Here is a 24,685-nt window from a genome sequence, read left to right on the forward strand (position 1 = left end):
GGCACCGCGGCGTTGCGTTCCAGGCGCATCTTGCTGGCGACCAGCGTCTTGGCCGGGTCGAGGTCGAAGCACAGGTCGACGGTGCGGATCCAGAAGATCGGCGCGACGTAGTCGGCGCGGCGGATCAGGGTGGCGGTGCCTTCACGCATGGCGGGCTTCCTTGTAGGAATGAAGAAGCCCCGGGCTCAAGGGTCGTGCGCCGGGGCTGTTGTCTCGTGTTGCTCTTACACGCCCTGCTTGAGGGACGCGGTGATGAATGCGTCGAGGTCGCCATCCAGCACCTTCTGGGTGTTGGAGATCTCGACGTTGGTGCGCAGGTCCTTGATGCGGCTCTGGTCCAGCACGTACGAGCGGATCTGGTGGCCCCAGCCCACGTCGGTCTTGCTGTCCTCGAGCTTCTGCTGCTCGGCCATGCGCTTCTTCATCTCGTGGTCGTACAGGCGCGAGCGCAGGCGGCGCCAGGCGACGTCGCGGTTGCTGTGCTGGCTGCGGCTGTCCTGGCACTGCACCACGATGCCGGTCGGGATGTGGGTCAGGCGCACCGCCGAGTCGGTCTTGTTGATGTGCTGGCCGCCAGCGCCCGAGGCGCGGTAGGTGTCGGTGCGCACGTCGGCGGGGTTGATGTCGATCTCGATCGAGTCGTCGATCTCGGGATAGACGAACAGCGAGGCGAAGCTGGTGTGGCGGCCGCCGGAGGAGTCGAACGGGCTCTTGCGCACCAGGCGGTGCACGCCGGACTCGGTGCGCAGCAGGCCGAAGGCGTACTCGCCTTCCACCTTGATGGTGGCGCTCTTGATGCCGGCGATCTCGTCCGGGGTTTCTTCCTCGACCTCGGCCTTGAAGCCCTTGCGCTCGCAGTACTTCAGGTACTGGCGCAGCAGCATGCCGGCCCAGTCGCAGGCTTCGGTGCCGCCGGCGCCGGCCTGGATGTCGATGAAGCAGTTGCTGGGGTCGGCCGGGTTGTTGAACATCCGGCGGAACTCGAGTTCCTCGACCAGCTCGGTGAGCTTGGCGGATTCCGCTTCGATGGTCTGCAGGCCGGTGACGTCGTTGTCCTCCTTGGACATCTCGAACAGCTCGAGGTTGTCGGAGAGATTCGACGTCAGGTGATTGATGGTTTCGACGACCTTGTCGAGGGCGCGCTTTTCCTTGCCGAGTTCCTGGGCCCGCTTGGGTTCGTTCCAGACGTTGGGGTTCTCCAGGGCGGCGTTGACTTCATTCAACCGCAGCGCTTTGCGGTCGTAGTCAAAGGTACCCCCTTAGCGCGTCGGTACGCGCTTGCAGATCGGCCAGCGTGGTGCCGATCGCATTGATTTGCTCGATGTCCATGATTCGTTCGAGTGAAAGAGCCCCCGACAGGGGGCCCGAAGCCGGGTATTTTCTCATGCTGACGCGGGCGGGCTCCCTAAGATGGCGGGATGGTCCCGAAACCCCCTGTCCCCGAAGCAGGTTCCCTGTCCGGCACGATGCGCGCCCGGCGCCGTGGCGTGCGGCGCGGCAATTGGCGGCTGACGCTGGCGCTGCTGGCCGCGTGGGCGGCGGTGAGCTTCGGCGTGGCCTATTTCGCGCGGGCGCTGAGCTTCGATTTCTTCGGCTGGCCGTTCAGCTTCTGGGTCGGGTCGCAGGGGGCGCTGATCGTCTACGTGGCGATCGTGGTGATCTACGCGACCGTGATGAACCGCCGCGAGGCGGCGGCCGGCGTGAAGGACCCCGTCCCGTATGCGGACGAGGCCGAGGCCAGGCGCCCCGAGCGCGATCGCTCGGGGCCGATCACCGGGTTCTGAGCGGCGTCAGAACGGCGACGGATCGGCGGATTCCTGCTTCACGGCGGCGAGTTGGGCCTGCAGCTCGGCGACCTGCGCGCGCAGCTTGACGTTCTCGTCCTGGAGCGCGCTGACCTGCGCGCGCAGCAGCGCGACGGCGGGATCGGCCTCGAGCTCGCCGTCCGCGTTGGTGGGCACGTCCAGCAGCGCGACGGCCACTTCGGCGACGGCATCGCCGGCGGCCTTCTTGCCGACGCGGGACTCGCGCACGCGCTTGGCGGCCTGGCGCAGTTCCTTCTTGCCGCCCGCGGCGGCGGCGGCCTGTTCCTCGGGGGGCAGGTCGGCGATGACGGCGGCGGCGCTGATGGAGACCTCGCCCGAGCGGACGGCGGCGACGAGCTCGGGCGCGGCGGCCTTCTGGATCTTCTCGATCTGCGTCACCGTGGCGCTGCTGATGCGCGCGGCGCGGGCGATGGCCTCGCGGCTCTTCAGCGGGGGCGCGTCAGGCACCGGCGCGCCGGTGGCGCCGGCGGGCGCTTCGGCCGCGGCGCTGGAGGCCTCGGGGCTGGGATCGCTGAGCACGGCCAGGCGGCGCGCTTCCATGATCTCCTTCTTGCGCAGCGCGAGCACGCCGCGCTGGAAGTCGGAGACGCTGCGGCGGCCCAGGTGCTGGTCGATCATCCACAGGTGCACGTCTTCCATCGACTTGAAGCGCGTGTTCTGCACCGTCTGAAAGGGGATGCCGTGCTTGGTGCAGATGCTGTGGCGGTTGTGGCCGTCGACGAGGATGTCGCCCCACAGCACCAGCGCGTCGCGGCAGCCCTCGGCGAGGATGCTGCGCTCGAGCGCGGCGTATTCGTCCTCGGTCAGCGGATCGATGTAGGCCTTGAGTTCTTCGGTGACGATGATGTTCATGACGACGGACAGCGGGGAATGCGGGAGCGGGCGGAGGCGGATGTGCGCATCGCGCGCGAGGCCGCGCGGGCGACGGACGGCGCCGGACGGCACCGAAAAGGGCGGCATTCTGCCTAATCCGCGCGGCTAAGCTGTCGCACTCCGAGCACGTGCGTCGGAAATCCCACGGAACCCCTCCATGAGCGAAGCGATCGCGCAAACGGCCAATCCCTTGTCCAGCGGCTGGGACCATCCTTCCCCCCATTGGCTGGAAGTCGTCCCCCAGCCGGCGGACATCGACGGTTTGAACCACACCAACAACGCGGTCTACGTGAAATGGTGTGAGCAGGTGGCGTGGTCGCACTCGGTGGCGCTGGGGCTGGACCTGGAGGATTACCGCAGGCTGGACCGCGCGATGGCGATCCGGCATGGGGGATATGACTATCTGCTGCCGTCCTTCGAAGGGGAGACGCTGGTGCTGGGGACCTGGCTGACGGCAGGGGACGGGAAGCTGGCGATGGAACGCCGCTTCCAGCTGCGCCGGACGAGCGACGGACAGACGGTGATGCGCGGGCGGTGGGAGCTGGTGTGCATCGACATCAGCAGCGGACGGCCCAAGCGGATGCCGCCGGAGTTCGTCAAGGCGTATCAGGCCGCGGTGGTTGTTCCTCTGTCCGCGCCGTCGGCATGAACTCCCTCGCCCGCTTGCGGGAGAGGGCAGGGGAGAGGGCCAGCGCCTTCACGCAGGCCGCTACCCCAGGAACTCTTCAACGGCGCGCGCGAGCGCTTCGGGCTGGTCGTGATGCATCATGTGCGCCGCCTGCTGCAGCGTGACGCGCCGCAGGTCCTTCACGACGCCGAGTCGCGCCTCGAAGTCTTCGCGCGGATAGCGGTCGCCCCACCACTGCGAGAGCTGCGTCTCGCTGCCCTCGACCCACAGCGTGGGCGCCTCGATGCGCGACCAGCAGGCGATCGCCTCCGCCTTGCGATACAGCACCGGATTGGTCCGCTTGTGCGCCGGGTCGCCGAGGATGTGCCAGCGCCCATCGTCCTTCTGCCGCGACCAGTGCGGTGCCAGCCAACGCGCCTTCTCCGCGCTGAGCCTCGGATTGGTCTTCATCAACCGCTGCGCCACCCCTTCGACGCTGTCGTAGCTCTTGAGGCTCTGCGGCTCCTTGAGCTCATCGAGCCAGCTCGCCAGCCGCCCAGGCGCCATCTCCGGCGTCGTTTCCGGCAGGCCGAATCCCTCGAGATTGACCAGCTTGCGCAGCCGCCGCGGCCGCACGCCGGCATAGGTCATCGCGATGTTGCCGCCCATGCTGTGTCCGAGCAGGTCCACGGGCGCCTCGGGGCTGAGCGCATCGAGCAGCGCGTCCAGATCGCCGAGGTAGTCCGGGAACCAGTACGCATCGCCGCCATTGCCGTCGGTGAGCCCGAAGCCGCGCCAGTCGATCGCCACGACGCCGCGCTCCTCGCGGAACGCGTCGACCATGAACTGGAACGACGCGCCGACGTCCATCCAGCCATGCACCATCACCAGCAGCGGCCGCTGCCCATCGGGCTCGGGGCCCCATCGCAGCACGTGATGGCGCAGGCCGCGCAGCGTCATGAAGCCGCTGCGATGCGGGCGGCGGAGCTGATAGCCGGTGGACTCGTCGGGGCGCGGGGCGGTGCTCATGGAGCGCGACTGTAGTGCCGCGCGCTCGTGCAGGCTTTCGCCATGGAGACAGCGAGGCCGGGCCTGCGCCGCCCCAGGCCGCCCCCTCCGGCGCCCCGCAAGCGCTCGTCTCAGCCCCGCCTGCGCCGCCGCATCGCGCCAGATAGGCGCCGTAATGGAATCCGGCTCCGCCCAGGCACAGGCCGGCGATCAAGGTCTTCTTCATGACTCCCTTTCGAAGCGTGTTGCGAACCCTCGCGAGTCTTCGCACCGCGCCTGATCGGCGAATCCCTGGTTGTCCACTCCCGCCTCCAAACTTGAGGAGACCGTCCCTCGCGTTGGCGACAATCCGCTGCCGTCACGGCCTGGCCCTCCCGAGCCCACCCCTGCGACAACGCGCAACACCCATGACCGCTTCCGACACCTACACCCTTCGCCCCGCGCGCCCCGACGACCTGGGTGCGATCGTCGGCCTGATCGGCGAGCTCGCCGACTTCGAGCACCTGTCCCACCTGATGGACGTGACGCCGGAGAAGCTGCTCCCGCACCTCTTCGGCGAGCGCCCCGTCTGCGAGGCCCTGGTCGCCGAGCACGACAGCGGCGCGGTCGTCGCCTTCGCGCTGACCTTCACCAACTTCTCGACCTTCCTGGGCAAGCCCGGGATGTACCTCGAGGACCTGTACGTGCAGCCCGCCCATCGCGGCGCGGGCCTGGGCAAGCGCATGCTGACCCATCTGGCGCAGATCGCGATCGCGCGCGGCTACGGCCGCTTCGAATGGTGCGTGCTCGACTGGAACGAGAACGCCATCCGCTTCTACGAAAAGATGGGCGCGACGATCATGCCGGACTGGCGCCTGTGCCGCCTGACCGGCGACGCGCTCGCGAAGTTCAAGGGCTGAGGCCGCAAGGCCTTCTGCGTTCGCGCCGGACGGCCCTGCCGTTCACGCCAGCCAGCCGTTCAGCAGCTCCGGCGGACGGGCGATCAACGCGCGTTCGCCGTCGATGACGATGGGCCGCTGCAGCAGCTTCGGCCGATCGGCCACCGCCTTCAGCAACTGTGTGTCGGTCAGCGCGGGATCGTCGAGCCCGAGTTCACGATAGTCGTCCTCGCCGTCGCGCAGCATCGCGCGGGCCGGCACGCCGAGGCGGCGCTGGAGCGACTCCAGCTCGCCCAGCGTCAGCGGGGTGCCGAGGTACTCGATCACCTCGGGGCGCAGGCCGCGCGACTCGAGCAGCGCGAGCGCCTCGCGGGACTTGGAGCAGCGGGGGTTGTGCAGGATCTGGAGGGACATGCGCGCCAGTGTAGGGCGCGCCTGCGCACCGTCCTGGCGCTACGGGCTTTCCATGAGGACCGTGCGGGACCCGCTCGCTAGCATCCACGCTCTTGTCCGACCAGGAGCATGTGACGCGATGGATGCCTATGCGCTGATCCACGGCGCCTTCCGCTGGCAGGTGCCCGAGCGCCTCGCCATCGCCGAACTCTGCTGTGGCCGCTGGGCCCGCGAGACCCCCGACGCGCCCGCCATCCTCTTCGACAGCGACAGCGGATGCCGCGCCCAGTATTCCTTCGGCCAGTTGCAGCGCGCCGCGAACCGCCTGTCCAACGCGCTCAGACGTCTGGGCGTCGAGGCGGGCGACCGCGTCGCGCTCGTGCTGCCGCAGCGCTTCGAGACCGCCGTCGCGCACATCGCGATCAACCAGCTCGGCGCCGTCGCCATGCCGCTGTCGATGCTCTTCGGTCCCGACGCGCTCGAGTACCGCCTCAAGGACAGCGCCGCCCGCGTCGCCATCGTCGAAGCGGGTGCGCTCGACGCGCTGCGGCAGGCCCGCGCGCAGTGCCCGGACCTGCGCCAGGTGCTGGTCGTCGGCGAGACCGGTGAGCGCGAGGGCGAGTCCGGCTGGATGGCCGCGCTGCAGGCCGAGGACGCGCGCTTCGCCGCCCGCGACAACGCGGCCGAGGATCCCGCCATCCTGATCTACACCAGCGGCACGACCGGCGCGCCCAAGGGCGCCTTGCTGCCCCAGCGCGCGCTGCTGGGCAACCTCACCGGTTTCATCGCGAGCCAGAACTGGTTCGGCTTCGATCCCGGAGATCCCTCGGTGCGCAGCGAGGCCGTCTTCTGGAGCCCGGCCGACTGGGCCTGGACCGGCGGCCTGATGGACGCGCTGCTGCCGTCGCTGTGCTTCGGCCGGCCCATCCTCGGCTATCAGGGGCGCTTCTCGCCGGAGAAGGCGCTGGAGCTGATGCAGCACTACGGCGTCACCCACACCTTCCTGTTCCCGACCGCGCTGAAGGCGATGATGAAGGCCGTGCCCCATCCCGCCGAGCACTACACGCTGCGCCTGCAGGCCGTGATGAGCGCGGGCGAGGCGGTCGGCGACGCGGTCTTCGAGTGGGTGAAGCGTGAACTCGGCGTGACGGTGAACGAGATGTTCGGGCAGACCGAGATCAACTACGTCGTGGGCAACTGCGCGCGGCTGTGGCCGGCCAAGCCCGGCAGCATGGGCCGGGCCTATCCCGGTCACCGCGTCGCGGTCATCGACGACGAGGGCCAGGTCTGTCCGCCCGGTCAAATCGGCGAGATCGCGGTCCATCGCCGCGACGCGCACGGGGACCTCGATCCGATCTTCTTCCTCGGCTACTGGGGCAACGAGGCGGCGACCGCCGCCAAGTTCACCGGCGATCCGTCGGACAGCTGGTGCCGCACCGGCGATCTGGCGCGCGTCGACGAGGACGGCTACCTCTGGTACCAGGGCCGCGCCGACGACCAGTTCAAGGTCGCTGGCTACCGCATCGGGCCGGGCGAGATCGAGAACTGCCTGGTGCGCCACGACGCCGTCGCCAACGCCGCCGTCGTGCCCAAGCCCGATGCCGAGCGCGGCGCGCTGGTGAAGGCCTTCGTGGTGCTCGCGCCGGGGCGGCAGCCCTCGGCAGCGCTGACGCAGGAGCTGCAGGCGTTTGTCCGCCAGCGCCTCGCGCCCTACGAGTACCCGAAGGAGATCGAGTTCATCGACAGCCTGCCGATGACCACCACCGGCAAGGTGCAGCGCCGCGTGCTGAGGCAGCTCGAAGCCGATCGTGCGGCGGACCGCGCGGCGGCACGCGCCTGACGCCTGGCTCGCGCCCGAGGCCTAGCTCGCGCGCGCGTTGCGCAGCTTCACGTAGAGCTTGGTGTTGGCGCCGGGAGGCGGCTGGAACAGCGCCGCATCGGGCCATTGCTCCTGGCCCGTGAGCACCGTGCAGGCGCGCGAGGGCTTGCCCTTGGGCGTCTCCGGCTCGCGCTGCTGCGCATCGGCCGGCAGCGGCAGACGCCAACGCTGGCCGTCCTCGGTCCAGTCCAGCGTCCATTGCGGCTGGTCGCTGCAGGCGATCACGCCTTCGATCTGCGGGAACATCCAGCGCACGTACCAGGGCAGCAGCTCGGTGCGCAGGCGCTGCCCGACCACCACCACGCGGCGCACCGTGCCCATGTCCAGCATCTCGGGCGAGGTCGCCAGGTCGATGCTCAGGCGCACCCCCAGGTCGCCCTTGGCCGCGTTGGTGCCGAAGTCCATGTCCTTGGCCCGCTCGGCGGGGAAGGTCGGCAGGTCGAAAGCGCCCTTGGCATCCAGCGGAATCGGGATGTAGTCCTCCGCGCTCATCAGCGCGAGCTTGGTGCCGGCGGGCGGCGGCTTGTCGGAATCCTTCGCGTCGGTGAGCACGAAGCGCGACACGAACAGGCCCTCGCCCTCGGTGCGCAGCTTGGACAGCAACTCGTTGAGCCGCTTGTAGGGGAAGGACGTGCCGCGCTTCATGTCGCTCTGCACTGTCGGCAGCGCGACGGCCTGATCGTGCGCGGAGGCCGCAGGGGCGGGCGGTGTGGCCACGGCGGCGGGCGCCGTTGAGCTCGCCGCTGGATGGGCCACTGAATTGGCCGCTGAGTTGGCCGCCGAGTTGGCCGCATTGGCGGGCTCGCCGCCGGCCATCAGCGCGGCGCCGACGGCAAGCGCGGCGGCCACGGCCGCATGGGTGAAGGGCTGGGGTCTCACTTCTCTCTCTCCCTGGTCGCGAAGGACGGTCCGCGCAGAACGGCGCGGGATGCGAATGCGTTGACGAGGACGGTGGGCAAGCGCGCCAAAAGGCTGCGAGCAGGCCGCGCGAAGGCCGCAAGAAGGCCGCGATGTCCTCGCGATGAGGGTCAGCGGCGGCATTTGCCGCGCGCTTCCGCGAGCAGCCAGAACGGCGCGCTCAGCAGGCCCATGCCGCCGCCCGCGTACTCGCCCTTGAGGCAGTCGCCGGTGGCGCCTTTCATCATTTCCTGGCCCAGCCTGGCGGACGCCTCGACCTTGTCGGGCGCCTGGCTGGCCTGGTCGGCGCGCTCGGCCAGCAGCGGCTGGCCCTGGGCCGACTGGCGGATCGCGTTGCGCGTCGCCGCGCCGTAGAGCAGCTCGCGGCCCGACGGCCCCGACGCCGCCGACGCGGGCATCGGCGCGGCGACGATCACCGTGGCGCGCGGCTCGTCCACTGGCGAAGCGGCCTCCGGCGCCGGCGCCGGGACCCGCGCTGGCGGCGGCACCGGCGCCGTGGACCGGGCGGCGGGGGCAGGCCTTGCGATCCGCTCCGGCGCCGCTTTCGGCTTGCGCGCCGAGGCCGCGTCGGCCAGTGGCGGCAGCGTGATGGTGATCATCCGGAGGGTGGCGCTGCGCTGGCCGCGATGGGTCTCCGCCCGGTGCCAGGCCTGCTGCAGCCAGCCCAGCAGCAGCGCGTGCAGCAGCAGGACGGCGCCGATCGCCAGCAGGCGCGCCCGCGTCCATCGGCGCGGTTCAGGCATCGCCATCGGCGCCCCCCGCATCGTCGTCGCCGGGCTCCCACGCGAGCAGCTCGCCGGGCTGGCACTGCAGCGCCGCGCAGATCCGCGACAGCGTGTCGAAGCGCACGCCGCGCACCTTGCCGGACTTCAGCAGCGAGAGGTTGGCCTCGGTGATGCCGATGGCCTCGGCCAGCTCCTTCGAGCGCATCTTGCGCTGCGCGAGCATCACGTCGAGTCGGACGACGATGGGCATGGGGTTCTCGACGCCGTGCTCAGATGAACTCGGCGTTCTCCTGCGCCATCCGCTGGGCCTCGCGCATGACCATGGCCATCGCGGTCAGCACCAGGCCGAGCAGCAGCACGATGTAGTGCTGGCTGCCCAGATGCACCGACAGCATGCGCTGCCCAGGCGGGTTGCCCGCCGTGAGCGCGAGGAGGGTGGCGGTGTCGGACAGCGGCATGACCAGCGCCATCACCGTCAGCGACTGGCCGATGCGGCGCAGGTGCCGGGTCGAGGCCTCGGTGAAGACCTGGCCGCGCAGGTAGCCGCCAAACAGCCGCCACAGCGCCACCAGCGCATACAGGGTCAGCAGGGTCATCGGCAGGTTCACGGCGAAGCCCCAGGCGCGCGAGACCGCGTCGAGCTGCAGCACGCCCTCGTTGCCGAAGTCCTCGCGCACGGTGCGTTCCACCAACGCCGCATTGGTCCAGAACATCGCGTGGAAGCCGATCAACACCGCCATCGCGATCAAGGCCATCGCGCGCACGCAGTGGGCGATCCAGCGGATGCGCTGGAGGCTGGCGGGGAAGGGGGCGTCGCTCGGAACAGGAACCGTCATGCTCATTACCGTAAACAGGTAAGAAATTACTGTAAAACAATAATTTCCAGCGCGCAATGCGGAGTCGCGTAAAGAAGTCGCCGGGATGCGCGCGCCGGGCGCACGGCTCGGGTCGCCGAGGGCGCGGCCGTCATGCACACTGACCGGCCGCCGCGCCGCGCATCCCGACGCGGCCTTGCAAGGAGAAACACATGGAACGCGTCACCCTCGGCGAGTCGGACCTGTCGGTCACCCGCATCGGCCTGGGCACGATGACCTTCGGTGAACAGGTCGGCGAGGCGGACAGCCACGCGCTGCTCGATCGCGCCGTCGCCGCCGGCATCAACCTGCTGGACCTCGCCGAGATGTACCCGGTGCCCGCGCGTGCCGAGACCTTCGGCCGCACCGAGGAGATCGTCGGCCGCTGGCTGAAGGCGCGGCCCGGGATGCGCGAGCGGCTGGTCCTGGCGACCAAGGTCGCGGGTCCCTCGCGCGGCTACGACTGGATCCGCGACGGCAGCGCCGACCTGACCGGCGCGCAGATCGTGCAGGCCAGCGAGGACAGCCTGCGCCGCCTGCAGGTCGAGACCATCGACCTGTTCCAGATCCACTGGCCCGCGCGGCATGTGCCGATGTTCGGCGGCGTCTACTTCGAGCCCGCGAAGGACAAGCCGGTCGCGTCGATGCGCGAGCAGCTCGAGGCGCTCGGCCGGCTCCAGCGCGAGGGCAAGATCCGGCACGTGGGCCTGTCCAACGAGACGGCCTACGGGGTCGGCGAGTTCATTCACCTCGCCGCGCAGCACGGCCTGCCGCGCATCGCGAGCGTGCAAAACCCCTACAGCCTGGTGAACCGCGTCGTCGAGAACGGCCTGGACGAGGCGCTGTACCGGCATCGCGTCGGTCTGCTGGCCTATTCGCCGCTGGGCTTTGGAACGCTGAGCGGCAAGTACGACGCGGCGGGGCTGGCCGATCCGGCCAGGCCGGGGCGGCTGGCGATCTTCGACAGCATGAAGAAGCAGCGCTGGGCGCGGCCGGAGTCGCTCGCGGCCGCGCGCCGCTACAACGCGCTGGCGGCGGAGCTGGGCATGACGCCGGCCACGCTGGCGATCGCCTGGGTCAGCTCGCGCTGGCAGACGGCCAGCACGCTGATCGGCGTCACCACGGCGGCGCAGCTCGACGAGAACGTCGCGGCGCTGGGCCGCGTGCTCGATGCCGACACGCTGGCCCGCATCGACCGGATCCGCTGGGAGATCCGCGACCCGGCGCAGTGAGCGCGGAGACACCGCCGCAAGGGCGCAAGACTCGGCAATGACGTACAAGACGGGCGGCATCCGGCCGCCGACAATCCGCGCCCATGAGCAAGAAATCCGCCCATGTCAGCGAGACGCCCGCGACCCAGTGGCTGCGCCAGCACCGGGTCGCCTTCGGCGAGCATGTCTATGACTACGTCGATCACGGCGGCACCGGCGAGTCCTCGAAGCAGCTCGGCGTGCCGGAGCACGAGGTCGTGAAGACACTCGTGATGCAGGACGAGAAGGCGCAGCCGCTGATCGTGCTGATGCATGGCGACTGCACCGTCAGTTTGAAGGAGCTCGCACGCCAGATCCCTTGCAAGAAGGTCGAACCCTGCAAGCCCGACGTCGCGCAGCGCCACAGCGGTTACCTGGTGGGCGGCACCTCGCCGTTCGGGACGCGCAAGGTGATGCCGGTGTTCGTCGAATCGACCGTGCTGGCGCTGCCCCGCATCCTGATCAATGGCGGCCGGCGCGGCTATCTGGTCAGCCTCGAACCGCGGGTTTTGACGGAGCTGCTCGCGGCCCGTCCGGTCGAGTGCGCGCTGAAGTCCGGGGCAGAATAGCGCCCCATGCAAAGTACCGTGTTCTCCTTGTTGGCCGTCGTGGCCGGGTATCTGATCGGCTCGCTGTCGTTCGCGGTGATCGTCAGCCGGCTGATGGGTCTGTCCGATCCGCGCAGCTACGGCAGCGGCAATCCGGGCGCGACCAACGTGCTGCGCTCGGGCAACAAGGCCGCGGCCATCCTCACCCTGGTCTTCGACGCGCTCAAGGGCTACGTGCCAGTGGTGCTGGTGCTCAAGTTCGGCGCGCCCTACGGCCTGGAGGAGGGCACCGCCGCGCTCGTCGGCCTGGCCGCCTTCGTCGGCCATCTGTGGCCGGTCTTCTTCAAGTTCATTGGCGGCAAGGGCGTGGCCACGGCCGCCGGCGTGCTGCTCGCGATCAACCCCTGGCTGGGCCTGGCGGTGCTGGGTGTGTGGATCGCGATGGCGGTGGTGTTCCGCTATTCGTCGCTCGCCTCGCTGAGCGCCGCGGTCGCCGCGCCGCTGCTGCAGATGCTCATCTGGGACATCGGTCCCGAGCTGCCGGCCATCGTGCTGATGAGCCTGCTGCTGATCTGGCGCCACTCGGCCAACATCAGGAAGCTGATGGCGGGCACCGAAAGCAAGCTCGGCCAGAAGGCCGCGCCGCCCGCGCCGGTCCCCAGCAACCACGGTCACGGGCATGGCCACGCGCACAAGCCGCAGCCTGCCAAGCATTCCCACAAAGCGAAGCACAGCAAATGAGCAGCATCGAACGATTCGACGTCGGTCCCCGCCTGTCCGAGATGGCCGTCCACAACGGCGTCGTCTACCTGGCCGGCCAGGTGCCCGAGAACGCCACCGCCGACATCCAGGGCCAGACCGAGCAGGTGCTCGCCATGATCGACAAGCTGCTGGCGCGCGCCGGCAGCGACAAGACGAAGATCCTGCGCGCGCAGCTCTACATCGCCGACGTGGAGGATCTGGCCGGCATGAACGCCGCGTGGGACGCCTGGGTGCCGGCCGGCCACACGCCGCCGCGCGCCACGGTCGAGGCCAAGCTGGCCAAGCCCGAGTGGAAGATCGAGATCGTGATCACCGCCGCGGTCTGATTCCCCGCCCATGATGAGCAACGCCGGCCTCGAGCCGGCGTTTGTCATTCGGGCGTCAGGCCGGGCTTACTCCTGCGCCTCCTCGGCTTCCTGGAGCTCCAGGCCCAGGCAGGCCGGATCGCCGCAGCCGCGCCGCACCAGCACGGGCGGCTCGGCGGTGAGGTCGACGACGGTGGTCGGCTTCATCGGGCAGGCGCCGGCGTCGATGATCAGCTGGATCAGCTTGTCGTAGCGAGCGGTGATCTCCTGCGGGTCGTTGATCGGCTCGTGCTCGCCGGGAGGGATCAGCGTGGTCGCCAGCAGCGGTCCACCCATCAGCGCCAGCAGGTCCTGCGTGACGCGGTGGTCCGGCACCCGCAGCCCGATCGTGCGCCGCGACGGGTGCGACAGCCGGCGCGGCACCTCCTTGGTCGCCTCCAGGATGAAGGTGAACGGCCCCGGCGTGGCCGTCTTGATCATGCGGTACTGCTTGTTGTCGACGCGCGCGTAGCTGCCCAGCTCGCTGAGGTCGCGGCACAGCAGCGTCATGTGGTGTTTGTCGTCGACGCCGCGGATGCGGCGCAGCGACTCGGCGGCCGCCTTGTCGTCGAGCTGGCACACCAGCGCGTAGCTCGAGTCGGTGGGGATCGCGCCGATGCCGCCCTGGCCCAGGATCTGGGCCGCCTGGCGCAGGAATCGGGCTTGCGGGTTGTCGGGATGGACTTCGAAGATCTGGGCCATGGTGCTCGCGAAGGGCAATCGGTGTGCGCGGCGGACCGGACGCGCCAGGGCGTCAGGCCGGCCAGTGGATGCGGTGTTCGAGCGCGTTCCACACCGGCTTGAGTGTGCCGGAGAGATGCTCGTCGAGCCGGCCCAGGTCGACGCGGCTTTCCTCAGGACTGTGGAAGTCGGAGCCGCGCGAGGCCAGCAGGTCGAATTCCCGCGCCGTGTCGGTGTACTGGATCATCTCCGCCGCGGTGTGGCTGCCGGTCACCACCTCGATGCCGCGGCCGCCATGGGCGATGAACTCGGTGATCAGCGCGTATTCCTCGGTCGGCGTGAAGCCGTAGCGGCCCGGATGGGCGATCACCGCCAGGCCGCCCGCGCCGGTGATCCAACCCACCGCGTCTCGCAGCGCCGCCCAGCGATGCGGCACGTAGCCGGGCTTGCCCTCGGTGAGGAAACGGCGGAACACCTCCGGCACATCGGCGCAGTGGCCGGCCTCGACCAGGAAGCGCGCGAAGTGGGTGCGCGAGATCAGCTCCGGATTGCCGGCGTACTTGAGCGCTCCTTCGTAGGCGCCGTGGATGCCGGCCCGGGCCAGGTCCGCGGACATCTCGCGCGCCCGCGCGCCGCGGCCCCCGCGCGTGGCGCGCAGGCCCTCGACCAGGCGCGGGTCGTGGTGGTCGAAGCCCAGACCGACGATATGCACCACCTTGCCGGCAAAGGTCACGGAGACCTCGACGCCCGTGAGATAGGCCAGTCCCGCGGCGCGCGCCGCCTCCAGCGCGCGCTGCTGGCCGCCGACCTCGTCGTGATCGGTCAGCGCCCAGAGCTCGACGCCGTTCGCCTTGGCGCGCCCGGCCAGCGCCTCGGGCGACAGCGTGCCGTCGGAGACGGTCGAGTGGCAGTGCAGGTCCGCGTTGGTCTGCGGGTGCAGCGCGACGCGCGGCGGCGCGGGCGGGGAGGCGGACGAGGCGGTGGGAGGGGTGTTCACCCCGCCGATTCTAGGAGGGGCGCCATGTCCGGGATGGCAGTGGAGATTCGGCGGCGGTCGACGAAGTGGCGGCTCGGCCGCCGCCGTTCAGGTCTTGTTCTGGCGGAAGTCGCGTTCCGGGAACAGCCGCGTGGTGAGTTCGCCCAGGCTCTCGTGGACCACGTCGACGTTGGTCTCGTCCAGCACCAGACGCGCGACCTGCGGGCTCAGCGCCTTGCGCAGCAGGCCCAGGAAGCGCGGTGCGGCCACGATGCGCAGTTGCGTCACCTCGCCGTTGTTGTAGCCGTCGTCCAGCGTCTTCGCGACGCGGCTGGCGAAGCTGATCGCCTCCTGATGCAGCTCGTCGACCCCGGCGGAGGCCGTCACGCTGTTGCCCCGCCGGCCGGCGGCGTCGCGGCGCAAGTCGGCCTTGTCGGCATGCGCGGCGGCATCGGTGAGCGTGGTGACGTCCTCCAGGTCGCCGCCTTCCTCGGGCAGGCGCAGCAGCCGGGCCACGCCCTCATCCGCCACCAGCACCCAGAGCTTGCCGTCGTCCTTGTATGCAGCCATCTCGATGTCCTTCAACAGAGTTCGCGTTGAAGGGGAGTCGGCAATCTCCGTACCTTGCCCGGCCGTGGCCCCGCCGTGGCCGTGCGCTACTCGGCCATGGCCTCGACGACCATCTGCACCCGCTGCTGTCCCTGGAACTCATCCAGGCTGAGCCGGTAGGCCAGCGTCACCTGCTCGGGCAATTGTTCGGTGTGACCGAACCAGATCGCGTCGCGTAGCCAGGCGCCCTGGCGCAGGCGCAGCTTCAGGTGGCGCTCGCCGACGATGCGCTGGTTCACGACCTGCACGCGGTCGCAGAACAGCGGCGCCTCGAAAGCCTGGCCCCAGACCTGGGCCTCCAGCTCCTGCACGGTCTCGGCGCAGAAGGCCTCGGGCGGCAGCGGCCCGTCGGTGCGCAGCGTGCGCGTGAGCGCCGCCTCGTCGAGCCACTCGCGCGCGACCGCTTCGAACGCCGCGGTGAAGGACTCGACACCGCCCGGCGCGAGCGTGCAGCCGGCCGCCATCGCGTGGCCGCCGAACTTGCGCAGCAGCTCGGGATGCCGTTTCGAGATCAGGTCCAGCGCATCGCGCAGATGAAAGCCCGGGATCGAGCGCCCCGAGCCCTTGAGCTGGCCATCAGCGCCCTCGGCGAAGACGAAGACCGGGCGATGCAGCCGGTCCTTGATCCGCGACGCGACGATGCCGACCACGCCCTCGTGGAAATCGGCGTCGAACAGCGCCAGTGCCGGCGGCGGCGAACCGTTCAGGCGCGGGTCCGTCATCAGGCGGTCGAGCAGCGCCAGCGCCTGCTCCTGCATGCCGGCCTCGATCTCGCGCCGCTCGCGGTTGATGCGGTCCAGTTCGCGCGCAAGCTGCAGCGCCTGCTCGGCGTCGTCGGTGGTCAGGCAGGTGATGCCCAGCGTCATGTCGTCGAGACGGCCTGCGGCGTTGATGCGCGGCCCGAGCGCGAAGCCCAGGTCGAAGCTGTTGGCGCGCGAGGCGTCGCGGCCCGCGGCCGTGAATAGCGCGTGCACGCCGGGCTGCATGCGGCCCGCTCTCATCCGCCGCACGCCTTGCGCGACCAGGCGTCGATTGTTGGCGTCCAGGCGCACGACGTCCGCGACGGTGCCCAGCGCGACCAGGTCGAGCAGGCCGTCCAGCCGTGGCGGCGGTCCCTCGCCATAGGCGCCGCGGCGGCGCAGTTCGCCGCGCAGCACGGTCAGCACGTAGAAGGCAACGCCGACGCCGGCCAGGCTCTTGCTCGGGAAGGGGCAGCCGGGCTGGTTCGGGTTGACCAGCGCGTCGGCCTCGGGCACGGTGGGCTGGCCGTCGGCGGTGACCGCGGGCAGGTGATGGTCGGTGACCAGCACCTTCAGACCGAGCGCGCGAGCGAAGGCCACGCCCGCGTGGCTGGCGATGCCGTTGTCCACCGTCACCAGCAGCCGCGGCTCGTGCTTGAGCGCGAGCTCGACGATGGTCGGCGTCAGACCGTAGCCGTGCACGGCGCGGTCGGGGACGACGTAGCTCACCGTGCCCGGCCGCGCGCCCAGCAGCGACAGGCCGCGCAGCATCAGCGCGCAGGCGGTCGCGCCGTCGCAGTCGTAGTCGGCGACGATGCAGATGCGGTCGCCGGCCGTGATCGCATCGGCCAGCAGCGCCGCGGCGCGGTCGATGCCGAGCAGGCCCTGCGGACCCTCGGGCGGCAGCAGGTGCTTGAGGTCGGGGTCGAGTTCATCGCGCGACAACACGCCGCGCGCCGCGAAGAGCCGCGACAGGAGCGGCGAGAAGCCGGCCTCCTGCAGGGCGTGCGCCTGGTCGGGGGGAACGTCGCGGATCAGGATGCGGGGGCTGCTCACAGGTTCTCCAGCGCGGTGGCGACGGATGCGCTCGGCGGCGCGACGCGTTCCTTCAGTCGCCGCCAGCCGCCGGCCGGCTGGCGCGTCCAACTGCGGGCCAGGCGCTCGCCGGCCAGCGTCAGCGACACCGGCCCGCCCTCGCGCGCGGCGTGCAGCGCCTGCTCGATCGGGCCCGCGTCGAGCGCCTTCCAGGCCTCGCTCCAGCCGTAGAGGTCGCCCGTCAGCATGGGCGCGCGCAGGCGTTCGTCGATGAGGAGATCGGCGGGCAGCGCGCTGCCTCGATCGCGACCGCAGCCGCTGATCCACACCGCGTTGAGCGGGCGCAGCCGGCGCGCCTCGCGCGCCTGGTTGAGCGGGTGTTCGTGCAGCAGCATCTGCACCTCGTTGAGCAGGGTGCGCAGGCGGCGGGCCTGGGGGTACCAGGTCTCGACGCCCCGGTTGAGCACGCGGTCGACGCTCGCGGCCTCGAGGCCGTCGAGATCGTCGTGCGCGACGGCCCATTCGCCGCTCGACAGCCAGGCGCTGCGCCAGCCCTGGGCGGGCGGGAACAGCGGCGCCGTCAGCGCGTCGAGGAAGGCGCGCGATTCGGCGTCGTCCAGGTCCAGCGTCGCCGGTCCCAGCGCGGTCACGCCTTCGGTGCCGATCGCGAAGTGGACCGGCGTCAGCAGCGCCCAGGCGGCGTCGCCCGGGTCCTGGCCGGCGGCGCGCAGGCGCCAGGCGGCGGAGGGCGGCAGGTCGCCGTCGATCCCCCGTTGGGCGGCCAGGAATCGCTCATGCGGGGGAATCGGGGTGGACTCGTCGGCGTCGCCAATCTCGCCCGCCGGCGTCAGCAGGCCGAGCAGACGGCTCAGCTGCGGCAACTCCAGCTCGCGCAGGGCGCCCTCGAAGTGAGGGTCCAGCGAGCTGGCGAAGGGGATCATCAGGTGCATGGGGGCGGATTATCGGCGTTCGCTCGTGCAGGGCGCCGGCGCGGGCAAGCCGTGGTCATCAAGCTTTCATCCGCCGCCGGCAACCTGTGGGGCCATGCTGACCGACACGCTCATGGCCGCTGCTGTTTCGAATGAACCGCCTGGGGCCGAGGCGGACGAGGGCGGTTCCATCCGCGTGCGCACCGTGTGGATCTCCGATCTGCACCTGGGCACGCCGGGCTGTCAGGCCAGGGCGCTGCTGGACTTCCTGCGCGAAGTCGAGTGCGAGCAGCTGTTCCTCGTCGGCGACATCGTCGACGGCTGGCAACTGCGCCGCAGCTGGTACTGGCCGCAGGCGCACAACGACGTCGTGCAGAAGCTGCTGCGCAAGGCGCGCAAGGGCACGCGCGTGATCTACGTGCCGGGCAATCACGATGAATTCGCGCGCAAGTACCTGCAGCACAGCTTCGGCGGCATCGAAGTCGCGCACGAATGGATCCATGAGACGGCCGACGGGCGCACGTTCTGGATCACCCACGGCGACCTCTTCGACGGCGTCATCCAGCACGCCAAGTGGCTGGCCCATGTCGGCGACAGCCTCTATGAATTCACGCTCAAGCTGAACCGGCATCTGAACTCGCTGCGCGCGCGGCTGGGCCTGCCGTACTGGAGCTTGAGCAAGTACCTGAAGCTCAAGGTCAAGCGCGCGGTCTCGTTCATCGGCGAGTTCGAGGAAGCGCTCGCCCGCGAGGCGCGCAAGCGCGGGGTGCAGGGCGTCATCTGCGGCCACATCCATCATGCCGAGCTGCGCGACATCGACGGCATCACCTACGCCAACGACGGCGACTGGGTGGAGAGCCTCACCGCGCTGGTCGAGCATCCGGACGGGCATCTCGAGATCCTCGACTGGGCCGAGCGTCAGCGCGCCGGCGCCGAGAAGCGCGCCGCCGAGGCGCTCGCCGCCGCGATGCGACAGCCGGCCTGAGGCCTCGCGCCCATTGCCGCCACGCGCCTGTTGTCCCTTGTTCCGGGGCCGCGGGCGGGCCCATGCCCCCTCTTGTGGCCTACCCCCACGAGGGTCATCCGTCTGTCATGACGGCTTCATAGAATGAGTTCATGACTTTGCCCGACGTCCCGCTGCTCAACCGCGAAAACGCGATCCTCGAGTTCAACCGGCGTGTCCTGGCCCAGGCCCAGCGCATCGACGTGCCCCTGCTGGAGCGCCTGCGCTACATCTGCATCGTGTCGAGCAACCTCGACGAGTTCTTCGAGGTGCGCTTTGCCGACATGCTGGATGCCCAGCGCGACGGCTCCGGGCTGGTGACGCCTCGCGACGTCGAGCGCGTCGGCCGCGCGGCCCACGACCTGATCGACCTGCAGTACGCGATCTTCAACGACCAGGTCATGCCGGTGCTGCGCGAGCACAACATCCAGATCCTCAACCACGCCGACCGCACCGACGAAATGCGCGCCTGGGTCGGGCGCTTCTTCGAGCGCGAGGTGCGGCCGCTGCTCGTGCCGGTGGGCCTGGATCCGGCCCATCCCTTCCCGCAGGTCGCCAACAAGTCGCTGCACTTCATCGCGCGCTTGTCGGGCAAGGATGCGCTGGGCCGCGACAACCGCATTGCCATCGTCAAGGTGCCGCGCGTGCTGCCGCGCGTGATCAAGCTGCCGGCGCAGATCAGCGGCGGCAAGCAGAACTTCGTGCTGCTCACCAGCGTCATCCGTGCCCATCTCGAGGAACTCTTCCCCGGGCGCCACGTCGAGGCCTTCTCGCAGTTTCGCGTCACGCGCGACTCCGACCTGGAGGTCGATGAGGAAGAGATCGCGAACTTGCGCCACGCGCTGCGTTCGGGGCTGACCACGCGCCATTTCGGCCGGGCGGTCCGGCTGGAAGTCGTGAACACCTGCCCGGAGGAACTATCCCGGTTCCTGCTCGAGCAGTTCGACCTGCCGGAGGCGGCGCTGTACCGCGTCAACGGTCCGGTGAACCTGGTGCGGCTGAACGAGCTGATCGACCAGACGGAAGCTGACGACCTGCGCTTCCAGCCCTACGAGCCGAGCTGGCCCAAGGGGCGCCTGCCGCGTGGCAAGTCCATCCTGGACAAGCTGAGGACCAAGGGGGACGTGATGCTGCATCACCCCTTCGAGAGCTTCGAGCCGGTGGTGCAACTGCTGCGCGAGGCGGTTGAGGATCCTGACGTGCTCGCGATCAAGCAGACGATCTACCGGACGGGCAGCCAGTCGGTGCTGGCGGATCTGTTGATCGAGGCGGCGAGGCGTGGCAAGGAGGTGCTGGCGGTGGTCGAGTTGAAGGCGCGCTTCGACGAGGAGGCCAACATCAACTGGGCGGAGCGCCTCGAAGCGGTGGGCGCGCAGGTGGTGTACGGCATCGTTGGTCTGAAGACGCACGCGAAGCTGATGCTGATCACGCGCCGCGAAGGTGGAAAGCTGCGCCGCTACGGTCATTTGTCGACGGGCAACTACAACCCCAAGACGGCGCGTTTCTACACGGATCTGGGATATCTGACTGCTGATCCGGAGATGACGGCGGACATGGATCTGGTGTTTCGTCAGTTGGCGTCGCTGTCGAAGTTCAAGGCGCCGAAGAAGCTGCTGCTGGCGCCGTTCAATTTGCACCGCACGATGTGTGACTTGCTGGTGCAGGTGGAGGAGGCGGCGAAGCGGGGTGAGCCGGCGCGGGTGGTGCTCAAGATCAATGCGCTGACGGATGCGGAGCTGATCAATGGTTTGATCCGTGCGGGGCGGGCGGGCGCGAGGGTTGATCTGATCGTGCGTGGCGCGTGCATGTTGCCGCCGGGTTTGCCGGGCGAGACGGACAACATTCTGGTGAGGTCGGTGGTGGGCCGGTTCCTGGAGCACTCGCGGATTTTTTATTTCCGCTGGGGTGCCGAAGAGCAGGAGGCCTTGTACTTGTCGAGTGCGGACTGGATGAGTCGGAACATGCTGCGCCGTATCGAAGTGGCGTGGCCGGTAACGGATCCGAAGCTGCGTCAGCGCGTGATTGACGAGGGTTTGACGCCTTACCTGCACGACACGCTGGACGCATGGCAACTGGGTCCTGATGGCACATCGCAGCGCATTGGCACCGAAGAGAAGCCCGCCTGCATCAGTGCACAGCAGGCCCTGATGCGTCATTACCAGGAAGACTGAGCGCACCTCGGTCTCTGTGGACGGGCATGGCCTGGGCCGGCGGCGAAGCCGAACTCCAGGACTGACCAGGCGCGTTCTGTCTGACCGCAGCGAGCCGAAGGTGAGCGGAGGGAGTTGAGCGCCTCAGTTCGGCTTCGCCGCCGGCCCAGGCCATGCCTGTCGCGCCCGTTGCCGCGCCCGTTGCCGCGCGCCCGTCCGTTTCAGCTCTCCAGTGCCAACTGCACGCGTCCGAGCTTGTTCCAGGCTTCGAGTTCTTCCTGCAGCAGGAAGTGGGCGCGCGGGTGTTTGTCTGCCCATCCCTTGCGCATTTCGATTGTGACGGTGGTTCCTTCGCGCCGCAGTTTCATGGCTGAGGCGTCGACATCGCTGCGTGCATGGCACTTGATGGCGGCGAGCCGAAGGGCCATCAGTTGCCAGACCATGGCGTCGTCCTGGAGTTGTTCCTCGAGTTTGCGGAGTCCGCCGCGCTGCCCGAGGGCGAGGTCGCCGAGCCGCCGGAGCTGGTTCTGGGAGAACCCGGGCGCGTCGACATGGGAGAGCAGATAGGCGCTGTGGCGGTGGTGGTCGTGGTGGGAGACCATCATGCCGATTTCGTGAAGCGCGGCGGCCCAGCCGAGTTCGCGGCGGTGTTCGTCCTCGGCCTTGGGCTCGAGTTGCGCGTGGAGTTTCTGGGCGATGCCCTGGACGCGGGTGGCCTGATCGCGGTCGACGGCGAAGCGGCGCTGGAGTTCGGCGACGGATTGTTCGCGCATGTCGCGGCCGGCGGCCAGGAGGCGGGGGTCGAGGCGTTCGGCGAGGTCGAAGATGACGCCTTGGCGCAGGGCGCCTTTGGCGGGGTGCAGGCGCTCGATGTCGAAGTGCGTGAGCAGCGTGTAGAGGATGCAGAGTCCGCCGCCGACCACCGCGCGGCGGTCTTCCTTGAGGCCGGCGAGCTTGAGCGCGTCGACGCGGCCGGCGAGCAGGCACTGTTCGATGCACCAGCGCAGGCCGTCGAGGGTGATGGCGCCGTCGGGGCTGATGCCGTTGGCGGCGAGGATCTGTGCCACGGCGCCGACGGTGCCGGACGAGCCCAGGGCTTGTTTCCAGCGTGGCTGGGCGCCCTGGCGGGAGAACTGGGTGATGGCTTCCTCGAGCTCGGCGCCGGCGGCGACCTGGGCGGCGCGGAAGGCCTCGGCGGTGAAGCGGCCGTCGGGGAAGAAGCGCATGGACAGGCTGACGCTGCCGATCTGGAACGATTCGGCGCTCAGCGGTTGGGGGCCGCGGCCGAGGATCATCTCGGTGGAGCGGCCGCCGATGTCGATGACCAGGCGGGGATCCTCGGCCACCTGCAGCCGGGCGACGCCGGCGTAGATCAGACGGGCCTCCTCGCGGCCGGAGATGACTTCGATCGGATGGCCGAGCACCTCCTGCGCGCGTGCCAGGAAGGCGTTGCGGTTGCGCGCCTCGCGCAACGTCTGCGTCGCCACCGCGCGCACCTGGCGGCCGGGCAGGCCCGAGAGGCGGTCGGCGAAGCGGCGCAGGCAGGCCAGGCCGCGCTGGGCGGCTTCCTCGGTCAGCATGCTCATCGCGTCCAGACCCGCTCCCAGCCGCACCGTTTCCTTCAGGTAGTCGATCCGCCGGTACTGCCCGTGCTGGAGCTGGGCCAGTTCCAGGCGGAAGCTGTTGGAGCCCATGTCGATGGCGGCCAGGATCGGAGGAACGTGCGCTTGGGTCATGGGGGGCGATTGTCGCGGTGTTTGGTGCACCTGCCGGGTTGGAAGTGCTTTCATCAAGCTGTCGTTTTCAGCCGGGATAGCATCCGGCGTCCCGTCACCCACTTCAGGAGCCGCAGATGGCGAATCCCGATTCCCGCGACGAGTGTTCCGCCGGCCTGAACCCCGCGCTTGCCGACACGATCCGCGATGACATCGACACGCTGACCCCGGGCCGCGGCTTCAGCCGCCGCGCCTTTGTCGGCACCGCGGTGGGCAGCGGCTTTGCCGCGGCAGTGCTGCCGGTGACCGCGCAGACGGTGATCACCACCGACACGCAAGGTCTGGATGCCGGACCGGTGTCGATCGAGGCCGGCGACTTCAAGATGCCGGCCTATGTCGCCAAGCCCGCCGGCAAGCGCCACGCGCACGTGGTGCTGGTGGTCAGCGAGATCTTCGGCGTGCATGAGCACATCGCCGATGTCGCGCGGCGCTTCGCCAAGCTCGGCTACCTGGCGATCGCGCCCGACCTGTTCGCGCGGCAGGGCGACGCGAAGGCGTATTCGGACATCGCCAGGTTGCAGACGGAGATCATCCAGCGCACACCCGACGCGCAGGTCCTGAATGATCTGGACGCGGCCGTCGACTGGGCCAAGGCGCAGGGCGGCGACACCGCCCGGCTGGGCATCACCGGCTTCTGCTGGGGCGGGCGGATCGTGTGGCTGTACTCGGCCCACAGCAAGGACGTGAAGGCGGGCGTGGCCTGGTACGGCCGCCTGCAGGGCCAGGCCAGTCCGATGACGCCCAAGCATCCGGTCGACGTCGCGGGCCAGTTGCACGGACCGGTGCTGGGGCTGTATGGCGGGCAGGATCAGGGCATCCCGGTGGCCTCGGTCGCCGCGATGCAGGAGGCATTGAAGCAGGGCAGCCGCGCGGCCCAGGCCAGTGAGTTCGTCGTCTATCCGGACGCCGGCCACGCCTTCCATGCCGATTACCGGCCCAGTTATCGCGCGGGCCCCGCCAAGGACGGCTGGGCGCGCTGCCAGGCCTGGTTCAAGCAGCACGGGGTGTGATCGGCCTCCATCAGAGGGGGGCTTGACGACTCTGAGACAATTTTCGGAACCCCATCCGGCGCACCCCACGTGGTGCGCCTTTTTCATCCATGACCCTGACCTACATCCTGCTCGTGACCTTTGCCGGCGGTCTGGCCTCCGTGTCGATCGCGGCGATGCTGACGGTCGGCCTGCTGAGCCGCATCGTCAAGCATCTGGTGAGCCTGTCCACGGGGGTGCTGCTGTCGACCGCGCTGCTGCACGTCCTGCCGGAGGCCTTCGAGAGCGGCGCCGACCCGCACAACCTGTTCCTGGCGCTGCTGGGAGGCCTGATGTTCTTCTTCCTGCTGGAGAAGGCCGAGCTCTATCGGCACACCCACCACCATGAGGGGGACGGGCATCACCACCATCACCATTTCGACCGGGAACAAGCGGGCCGGGGCGGGTTGTCGGTGCTGGTCGGGGACTCGATCCACAACTTCTGCGACGGCATCATCATCGCCGCCGCCTTCCTGGCCGATCACCACCTGGGCTGGGTCACCGCGATGGCGATCATCGCCCACGAGATTCCGCAGGAGGTCGGCGACTACATCGTGCTGCTCAATGCCGGCTTCTCGCGCGGCAAGGCGCTGTTCTTCAATGCCGTGTCAGGCATGGCGGCGGTGCTGGGCGGTCTGGTGGGTTATTTCATCGTCGGGCCCTGGCAGCAGCTCTTTCCCTACCTGCTGGTGGCGGCGTCGAGCAGTTTCGTCTACGTCGCGGTCGCCGATCTCATTCCCCAGCTGCAGCGCCGGCTGCCCTGGAAGGACACCGCGCTGCAACTGCTGTGGCTGGGCGTGGGCATCGCCTTCGTGCTGATGGTGGTGGGCGGGAAGCACTCGCACTGACCCGCGCCGGACCAGGGCCGGGCCGCCGGGCCGCCCTCGAGGCGGC

General features: G+C 69.5%; 26 protein-coding genes. 12 read left to right on the forward strand and 14 right to left on the reverse strand.

From position 1 onward, the window contains the following. Nucleotides 1-224: 224 nt before the first annotated feature. Nucleotides 225-1,329 (reverse strand): peptide chain release factor 2 gene (gene prfB / locus ABDW61_RS23695; RefSeq protein WP_343642300.1). Its coding sequence is split into 2 segments (ribosomal slippage): nt 225-1,247 and nt 1,249-1,329, totalling 1,104 coding nucleotides; the frame shifts between segments, so codons are not numbered across the junction. Nucleotides 1,330-1,466: 137 nt separating this feature from the next. On the opposite strand from prfB, the gene ABDW61_RS23700 reads away from it, so the two are divergent. Next, entirely contained in the window at nt 1,467-1,784 is a 318-nt protein-coding gene (locus tag ABDW61_RS23700) for a sodium/substrate symporter small subunit (protein WP_343642366.1), read from the forward strand. Between the two features lie 6 nt (nt 1,785-1,790). Here the strand turns inward: ABDW61_RS23700 and ABDW61_RS23705 are convergent, their stop codons facing one another. Continuing rightward, nucleotides 1,791-2,678: a plasmid replication/partition related protein gene (locus ABDW61_RS23705; protein WP_343642302.1), complete on the reverse strand. Its 888-nt coding sequence runs from the start codon at nt 2,676-2,678 to the stop codon at nt 1,791-1,793. A gap of 178 nt (nt 2,679-2,856) precedes the next feature. Between ABDW61_RS23705 and ABDW61_RS23710 the strand changes: the two genes are divergently transcribed. Continuing rightward, on the forward strand, nt 2,857-3,348 hold the full coding sequence (locus ABDW61_RS23710; RefSeq protein WP_343642304.1) for a thioesterase family protein: 492 nt from the start codon (nt 2,857-2,859) through the stop codon (nt 3,346-3,348). Between the two features lie 60 nt (nt 3,349-3,408). Here ABDW61_RS23710 and ABDW61_RS23715 read toward each other — a convergent pair whose 3' ends face one another. Continuing rightward, a complete protein-coding gene (locus tag ABDW61_RS23715) occupies nt 3,409-4,335 on the reverse strand; it encodes an alpha/beta hydrolase (protein ID WP_343642306.1) in 927 nt (308 codons plus the stop codon). A gap of 386 nt (nt 4,336-4,721) precedes the next feature. Here ABDW61_RS23715 and ABDW61_RS23720 point away from each other — a divergent pair, with 386 nt between their 5' ends. Beyond that, the gene (locus tag ABDW61_RS23720) at nt 4,722-5,213 is read left to right on the forward strand and encodes a GNAT family N-acetyltransferase (RefSeq protein WP_343642308.1); all 492 of its coding nucleotides are present in this window, start codon (nt 4,722-4,724) and stop codon (nt 5,211-5,213) included. A gap of 42 nt (nt 5,214-5,255) precedes the next feature. On the opposite strand, the gene arsC is transcribed toward ABDW61_RS23720, so the two are convergent. Continuing rightward, nucleotides 5,256-5,606, reverse strand: a complete 351-nt coding sequence (gene arsC, locus ABDW61_RS23725) for an arsenate reductase (glutaredoxin) (protein WP_343642310.1) — start codon at nt 5,604-5,606, stop codon at nt 5,256-5,258. 118 nt (nt 5,607-5,724) lie between these two features. Here arsC and ABDW61_RS23730 point away from each other — a divergent pair, with 118 nt between their 5' ends. Further along, complete coding sequence (locus ABDW61_RS23730) at nt 5,725-7,425, forward strand: AMP-binding protein (RefSeq protein ID WP_343642312.1); 1,701 nt, start codon at nt 5,725-5,727, stop codon at nt 7,423-7,425. 21 nt (nt 7,426-7,446) lie between these two features. Here the strand turns inward: ABDW61_RS23730 and ABDW61_RS23735 are convergent, their stop codons facing one another. The 4 genes from ABDW61_RS23735 to ABDW61_RS23750 all read right to left on the reverse strand — a co-directional run bounded on the left by ABDW61_RS23735 (nt 7,447) and on the right by ABDW61_RS23750 (nt 9,943). Beyond that, nucleotides 7,447-8,343, reverse strand: a complete 897-nt coding sequence (locus ABDW61_RS23735; protein ID WP_343642314.1) for a hypothetical protein — start codon at nt 8,341-8,343, stop codon at nt 7,447-7,449. Between the two features lie 149 nt (nt 8,344-8,492). Beyond that, nucleotides 8,493-9,131, reverse strand: a complete 639-nt coding sequence (locus ABDW61_RS23740; protein WP_343642316.1) for a hypothetical protein — start codon at nt 9,129-9,131, stop codon at nt 8,493-8,495. Continuing rightward, nucleotides 9,118-9,357 (reverse strand): helix-turn-helix transcriptional regulator, encoded by a 240-nt coding sequence (locus ABDW61_RS23745; protein WP_343642318.1) that lies wholly within the window; start codon nt 9,355-9,357, stop codon nt 9,118-9,120. Before ABDW61_RS23745 ends, ABDW61_RS23740 begins: the two co-directional genes overlap by 14 nt. A gap of 19 nt (nt 9,358-9,376) precedes the next feature. Continuing rightward, nucleotides 9,377-9,943, reverse strand: coding sequence for a DUF2975 domain-containing protein (locus tag ABDW61_RS23750; RefSeq protein WP_343642320.1), 567 nt, complete (start codon nt 9,941-9,943; stop codon nt 9,377-9,379). A gap of 191 nt (nt 9,944-10,134) precedes the next feature. On the opposite strand from ABDW61_RS23750, the gene ABDW61_RS23755 reads away from it, so the two are divergent. From ABDW61_RS23755 to ABDW61_RS23770, 4 genes are all read left to right on the forward strand, one after another. Beyond that, nucleotides 10,135-11,193 carry an aldo/keto reductase gene (locus ABDW61_RS23755; protein WP_343642322.1) on the forward strand — a complete coding sequence of 353 codons (1,059 nt, stop codon included), beginning with the start codon at nt 10,135-10,137 and terminating at the stop codon, nt 11,191-11,193. Between the two features lie 83 nt (nt 11,194-11,276). Then, on the forward strand, nt 11,277-11,780 hold the full coding sequence (locus tag ABDW61_RS23760) for an aminoacyl-tRNA deacylase (RefSeq protein ID WP_343642324.1): 504 nt from the start codon (nt 11,277-11,279) through the stop codon (nt 11,778-11,780). 6 nt (nt 11,781-11,786) lie between these two features. Next, nucleotides 11,787-12,500, forward strand: a complete 714-nt coding sequence (plsY, locus tag ABDW61_RS23765; protein ID WP_343642326.1) for a glycerol-3-phosphate 1-O-acyltransferase PlsY — start codon at nt 11,787-11,789, stop codon at nt 12,498-12,500. After that, entirely contained in the window at nt 12,497-12,847 is a 351-nt protein-coding gene (locus ABDW61_RS23770) for a RidA family protein (protein WP_343642328.1), read from the forward strand. The genes plsY and ABDW61_RS23770 overlap by 4 nt, the downstream gene beginning before the upstream one ends. Nucleotides 12,848-12,913: 66 nt before the next feature. Here the strand turns inward: ABDW61_RS23770 and ABDW61_RS23775 are convergent, their stop codons facing one another. The 5 genes from ABDW61_RS23775 to ABDW61_RS23795 all read right to left on the reverse strand — a co-directional run bounded on the left by ABDW61_RS23775 (nt 12,914) and on the right by ABDW61_RS23795 (nt 17,856). Then, nucleotides 12,914-13,567: an L-threonylcarbamoyladenylate synthase gene (locus ABDW61_RS23775; protein WP_343642330.1), complete on the reverse strand. Its 654-nt coding sequence runs from the start codon at nt 13,565-13,567 to the stop codon at nt 12,914-12,916. A 52-nt stretch (nt 13,568-13,619) separates the two neighbouring features. Beyond that, nucleotides 13,620-14,486, reverse strand: a complete 867-nt coding sequence (locus ABDW61_RS23780; protein ID WP_343642368.1) for a 3',5'-nucleoside bisphosphate phosphatase — start codon at nt 14,484-14,486, stop codon at nt 13,620-13,622. Between the two features lie 144 nt (nt 14,487-14,630). Beyond that, nucleotides 14,631-15,092 (reverse strand): host attachment protein, encoded by a 462-nt coding sequence (locus ABDW61_RS23785; protein WP_343642332.1) that lies wholly within the window; start codon nt 15,090-15,092, stop codon nt 14,631-14,633. An 86-nt stretch (nt 15,093-15,178) separates the two neighbouring features. Further along, nucleotides 15,179-16,927, reverse strand: a complete 1,749-nt coding sequence (gene recJ, locus ABDW61_RS23790; RefSeq protein WP_343642334.1) for a single-stranded-DNA-specific exonuclease RecJ — start codon at nt 16,925-16,927, stop codon at nt 15,179-15,181. Beyond that, the gene (locus ABDW61_RS23795; RefSeq protein ID WP_343642336.1) at nt 16,924-17,856 is read right to left on the reverse strand and encodes a hypothetical protein; all 933 of its coding nucleotides are present in this window, start codon (nt 17,854-17,856) and stop codon (nt 16,924-16,926) included. The genes recJ and ABDW61_RS23795 overlap by 4 nt, the downstream gene beginning before the upstream one ends. 112 nt (nt 17,857-17,968) lie before the next feature. Between ABDW61_RS23795 and ABDW61_RS23800 the strand changes: the two genes are divergently transcribed. Next, nucleotides 17,969-18,820 carry a UDP-2,3-diacylglucosamine diphosphatase gene (locus tag ABDW61_RS23800; protein WP_343642370.1) on the forward strand — a complete coding sequence of 284 codons (852 nt, stop codon included), beginning with the start codon at nt 17,969-17,971 and terminating at the stop codon, nt 18,818-18,820. Between the two features lie 131 nt (nt 18,821-18,951). Beyond that, nucleotides 18,952-21,009: a polyphosphate kinase 1 gene (ppk1, locus tag ABDW61_RS23805; protein ID WP_343642338.1), complete on the forward strand. Its 2,058-nt coding sequence runs from the start codon at nt 18,952-18,954 to the stop codon at nt 21,007-21,009. 200 nt (nt 21,010-21,209) lie between these two features. On the opposite strand, the gene ABDW61_RS23810 is transcribed toward ppk1, so the two are convergent. Further along, on the reverse strand, nt 21,210-22,724 hold the full coding sequence (locus tag ABDW61_RS23810) for a Ppx/GppA phosphatase family protein (protein ID WP_343642372.1): 1,515 nt from the start codon (nt 22,722-22,724) through the stop codon (nt 21,210-21,212). Between the two features lie 116 nt (nt 22,725-22,840). On the opposite strand from ABDW61_RS23810, the gene ABDW61_RS23815 reads away from it, so the two are divergent. Both ABDW61_RS23815 and ABDW61_RS23820 read left to right on the forward strand, forming a co-directional pair. Next, nucleotides 22,841-23,773 (forward strand): dienelactone hydrolase family protein, encoded by a 933-nt coding sequence (locus ABDW61_RS23815; protein ID WP_343642341.1) that lies wholly within the window; start codon nt 22,841-22,843, stop codon nt 23,771-23,773. 89 nt (nt 23,774-23,862) lie between these two features. Then, entirely contained in the window at nt 23,863-24,639 is a 777-nt protein-coding gene (locus ABDW61_RS23820; RefSeq protein WP_343642343.1) for a ZIP family metal transporter, read from the forward strand. Nucleotides 24,640-24,685 lie beyond the last annotated feature (46 nt).

The organism is Roseateles sp. (assembly GCF_039595595.1).
In the GTDB taxonomy this organism is placed as follows: Bacteria; Pseudomonadota; Gammaproteobacteria; order Burkholderiales; family Burkholderiaceae_C; genus Roseateles.